This is a genomic window from Dietzia sp. KRD202, assembly GCF_017168155.1.
In the GTDB taxonomy this organism is placed as follows: domain Bacteria; phylum Actinomycetota; class Actinomycetes; order Mycobacteriales; family Mycobacteriaceae; genus Dietzia; species Dietzia kunjamensis.
Map to the genome: position 1 here is coordinate 1 of NZ_JABFAN010000003.1, position 3,998 is coordinate 3,998.

Genomic DNA, 3,998 nt, shown 5'->3' on the forward strand with positions numbered 1-3,998 from the left:
CCCCCAGGACCAGCACCCGGGCGTGACCGATGTCCAGCGGGGCGTCCTCCGGGTGGGTGCGCTCGTCCCGCAGGGTGGGTACGAGCGAGGACAACCGCGCCACGAGCCGCGTCCCGCGGTGGTTGACCAGCGTCGAGATCACGAAGCTCGCGGCGACCGCGACCGACACCACCACGAGCCAGTCCTGCTCGAGGAGCCCCGCATCGACCCCGGTCGCGGTGACGATGAGCCCGAACTCCGAGAAGTTGGCCAGCGCGAGGCCCGCCAGGATCGAGGTCCGTTTGCGCAGCCCGAACGCTGCCAGCACGAGGGTGAACACGGCGGCCTCCAGGGGGAGCAACACCACGAGCAGGAGGCCCAGCAACAGGGTCTCCGGGGTGGGCGTGACGTGGAGGCCGATCGAGACGAAGAAACCCACGAGCAGGAGTTCACGCAGACCGAAGAGGGTCCGGGACAACTCGGCGGCACGCGGGTGCGAGGCGAGGAGGACTCCCACCACCATTGCCCCGAAGTCACCCTTGATGCCGACGCTCTCGAACAGCCAGTACCCCGGCACCAGCGCCATGGTGATCCCGAACAACGCCTGCAGTTCGCCGTGACCCAGCCTGCTCCAGGCCCGGCGGACGAGCCACACCGCGGGGAGCAACAGTGGCAACGCCAACGCCCATGGGCTCGGCGGGGCGCCCGTCATCGCGGTGAGGAACGCGACCGCCACCACGTCCTGCAGGACGAGGATACCGATCGCGACCCGACCGTAGAGGGTGTGGGAGTCGGACCGCACGTCGAGCACCTGGACGACGAAGACGGTGCTGGAGAACGACAGCGCGAAGCCCAGCAGGGCCACCACCTGCCAGTCCGCCCCGGCCAGCAACCGCACCCCGATGATGGACAGCATCCCCAGGAAGCCGGCGGTCAGTCCCGCGACGGCCAGGAGGTTGGCGGCCGTCGTGGCCAGCACCTCGCGACGCAGAAGCATCCGCACGTCCAGTTTGAGCCCGATGGTGAAGAGCAGGATCGTCACGCCGAGGTCGGCGAGTGAGTCCACCACCGGCAGGGCCTCGATGCCGGGCGCGTGCAGGATGAACCCCGAGGCGAGATAGCCGATGAGGGTGGGCAGGTGCATCAGCCGGGCGACGAACCCGCACCCGAACACCACGACGAGGTAGATCGCGATGGTCTCCACGGGTGCTACTCGCCCGGCGCGGTGGTCGTCACCGCACCTCGACGACCGGCCGACCGTCCAGGAAGGCGATCGTGCCGTTCTCGAACGCCGAGATCCACCCGCCGTCGGTCGTCGTCTCGTCGGAGACGGGGAAGCCCAGCTCACCGGCGGGGCCGCCCGCCTCGCGATAGGCGGCGAGGATCTCGCCCTGGACCACGAACGCGTTCCCGGACGGCGTGAGCACGATCGCCCCCCGCTCGAAGTCGGTGACCGAGCCGCCCTCCACGGCCGTCGGCGGCCCTGTCACCCGGCCGAGATCGCCCTGTTCTCCGCCGAGTTCGTTCCACCGGTCCGCCACGGACACGGGGATGTCGACGCCCGAGTCCGCGGGCCCGGGGACGGGTGTCGACCTCGTCGTCGTCGCCATCTCTGTCGACGACACCGGAGGGGTGGGCTCACCGGCACCGCCACCGTCGTCTGCGGAGCAGGCGACCAGACCGGCGCCGAGAGCGGCGGCGAGGGCGAGGGGGGCGAGGACACGCGTGATCCTGTCCATGCGGGAGATTCTAACCGCCCGCCCGTCGCGGCCGTCGTGGCCGAACCGTGACGCCCACGGCCTTCCCTGGAGCGACGGGCCGGAGAACACTGTGGAGACGGGCGGCCCGGGCGGTTCCGTGGGCCGCGGGGAGGGGGTCGTGATGGCCGAGATGACCACGTGCCTGTGGTTCGCCACCCAAGCGGAGCAGGCCGCGGAGTTCTACTGCTCGGTGTTCCCCGACTCGAGGGTGGTCGCCGTGGACACCAGTCCGGTCGACACCCCGGGACCGAAGGCGGGGGACGTGCTCACCGTGGAGTTCGAGCTCGACGGGCGGCCCTTCATCGCCCTCAACGGAGGCTCGGACCCCGAGTACACCGACGCGGTCTCCCTGGAGATCCGGTGCGCCGACCAGGCGGAGATCGACTACTACTGGAACGGTCTGCTCGCGGGAGGGGGCCGTTAGGTCCGGTGCGGGTGGCTGATCGACCGCTACGGTGTGCGCTGGCAGGTCGCGCCGCAGTCCCTCCACGACCTGTGGCGGGGAAAGGATCGGGAGGCGGCGGCGCGCGCGTTCGCGGTGATGATGGACATGGTGAAGCTGGACGTGTCGGCCATCGAGGCGGCGGCTGCGGGCACCGACCCCTGACTCGGACTCCCGCCCGCCAGCCCAACGAAATTCGCTATTCGCATTCCGGATCCGCCCTGTGACTCAGGCTGGTTGTGAGTCGGCGATGGGCGCTGGCGGGAGGGTGTCGAGATGACGGTGGTTGTTCCATCGCGCGAGCGCAGCGTTGGGGAGAGGCGGCGGTTGGCGCTTGAGTATGTCGAGTGCCGGTATGGCACCAAGGCCGCGTTCCTGCAGGAGCACCGGATTGCTGAGTGGCAGATGCGGCGGTGGGTGGCCGCGTTGGCTGACGGTGACCTCGACGGGAACGTCATCCCGCGTCAGACTGGGGAGATGACCAGGGAAGATGCAGCTGAGGTTAGGCGTCTGAACGCCCGAATCGCCAAGCTGGAAACGGAGTTGGATTCCGAGCGCAAGGTCGTTGATGCGCTGGGAAAAGCTATATCGGTCATGCACTCACTTGGCGTGGCCGACGACGGGGAGGGCCCGACTGGACCGAGCAGCAGCGGCGAGAGCACGAGGAGCTGATCGCGGCCGAGAACGCCCTGCTGGAGGAACTCAAGGCGGCAGGCCGAAGTCAGCGGTCGGCGCTGGCAATGATCGGCCTGTCCCCCCGACTGGACCGAGCAGCAGCGGCGAGAGCACGAGGAGCTGATCGCGGCCGAGAACGCCCTGCTGGAGGAACTCAAGGCGGCAGGCCGAAGTCAGCGGTCGGCGCTGGCAATGATCGGCCTGTCCCGGGGCTCGTTTCATGTTCGGCGCAAGCCCCGAGCCCGGGTGGCGGAGCCGATCGCCCACGCCGATCGCAAGCAGCCCCATGCGTTGACTGAGGCAGAGTCAGCGCAGGTCGCCGATACGGTCAACGCCTCGCTGGCGAAGGGGCGTAGTGTGCGGCAGGCCTGGTACGAGCACATCGATACCGGACCGGTGCTGGCCAGTCAGGCGACCTTTCAGCGGGTGGCCGCCAAGGTGCGCACCACCCCTGTCCGTCGACGACGACGCCCCAACGCGCCGCGGGATAGCCCCACACTGCAGGCCCGCCGGCCCGATCAGGTGTTGTGTTGGGACATCTCGTTCCTGCCCGGACGCACAACCAGACAGAGCTTTGCGCTGTACTCGGTAATCGACCTGTACTCCCGCAAGATCGTCGGATGGACGATCCAGACCCGCGAAGACCGCTACGTCGCCGCTGAACTTCTGACCACCATCGTCGATGCTTCAGGCGGCAGGGTCGAAATCGTTCACTCCGACAACGGCTCGGCCATGACCTCCAAGCACGTACGCGGCGAACTCGAGAACAGAAGCGTGACCTGCTCGTACATCCGGCCCGGGGTCAGTAACGACAACGCCTACATCGAATCGTGGTTCGCCACGGTCAAGAGCGCGCACGCCTACCCGAGGGCCTTCCGTGACCTCGATCATGCCACCGAGTGGATCGCCGAATGGGTTGAGTACTACAACCATCGACACCATCACGGCGGACTGGCCGGCTACACCCCGGCGTCCGTTCACGACGGCACCTGGGTCGACGCGGCCCGCGCCCGGCAGACCAGGCTCGATGAGCACTACCGCCAGCACGCGGGCCGCTACCGCAAACGACCCCAGATCCCCACCCCGAACACCACCGTCACGATCAACCTGGCAAACGACGGCTCACGACTGACGATCCCACC

General features: G+C 68.5%; 6 protein-coding genes. 4 read left to right on the forward strand and 2 right to left on the reverse strand.

Annotated features, from left to right (window positions below; all coding sequences use genetic code 11):
* On the reverse strand, nucleotides 1-1,183 hold a 1,183-nt coding region (locus J1M64_RS00500), incomplete at its 3' end, for a cation:proton antiporter (protein ID WP_206472018.1).
* 28 nt (nucleotides 1,184-1,211) lie between these two features.
* A complete protein-coding gene (locus J1M64_RS00505) occupies nucleotides 1,212-1,718 on the reverse strand; it encodes an LGFP repeat-containing protein (protein ID WP_206472021.1) in 507 nt (168 codons plus the stop codon).
* Nucleotides 1,719-1,860: 142 nt separating this feature from the next.
* Between J1M64_RS00505 and J1M64_RS19615 the strand changes: the two genes are divergently transcribed.
* From J1M64_RS19615 to J1M64_RS00520, 4 genes are all read left to right on the forward strand, one after another.
* A complete protein-coding gene (locus J1M64_RS19615) occupies nucleotides 1,861-2,163 on the forward strand; it encodes a VOC family protein (RefSeq protein WP_241260906.1) in 303 nt (100 codons plus the stop codon).
* Between the two features lie 33 nt (nucleotides 2,164-2,196).
* On the forward strand, nucleotides 2,197-2,346 hold the full coding sequence (locus tag J1M64_RS19620) for a hypothetical protein (protein ID WP_241260907.1): 150 nt from the start codon (nucleotides 2,197-2,199) through the stop codon (nucleotides 2,344-2,346).
* A 111-nt stretch (nucleotides 2,347-2,457) separates the two neighbouring features.
* Nucleotides 2,458-2,853 carry a hypothetical protein gene (locus J1M64_RS00515; protein WP_206472023.1) on the forward strand — a complete coding sequence of 132 codons (396 nt, stop codon included), beginning with the start codon at nucleotides 2,458-2,460 and terminating at the stop codon, nucleotides 2,851-2,853.
* A gap of 147 nt (nucleotides 2,854-3,000) precedes the next feature.
* Nucleotides 3,001-3,998 (forward strand): IS3 family transposase (locus J1M64_RS00520; protein WP_241260909.1); only part of this gene is annotated, 998 nt, incomplete at its 3' end.

Coding starts and splice junctions, on each gene's coding strand:
- J1M64_RS00505 (WP_206472021.1), bottom strand. CDS start 1,718: ATGGACAGGATCACGCGTGTCCTCGCCCCCCTCGCCCTCGCCGCCGCT.
- J1M64_RS19615 (WP_241260906.1), top strand. CDS start 1,861: ATGGCCGAGATGACCACGTGCCTGTGGTTCGCCACCCAAGCGGAGCAG.
- J1M64_RS00515 (WP_206472023.1), top strand. CDS start 2,458: ATGACGGTGGTTGTTCCATCGCGCGAGCGCAGCGTTGGGGAGAGGCGG.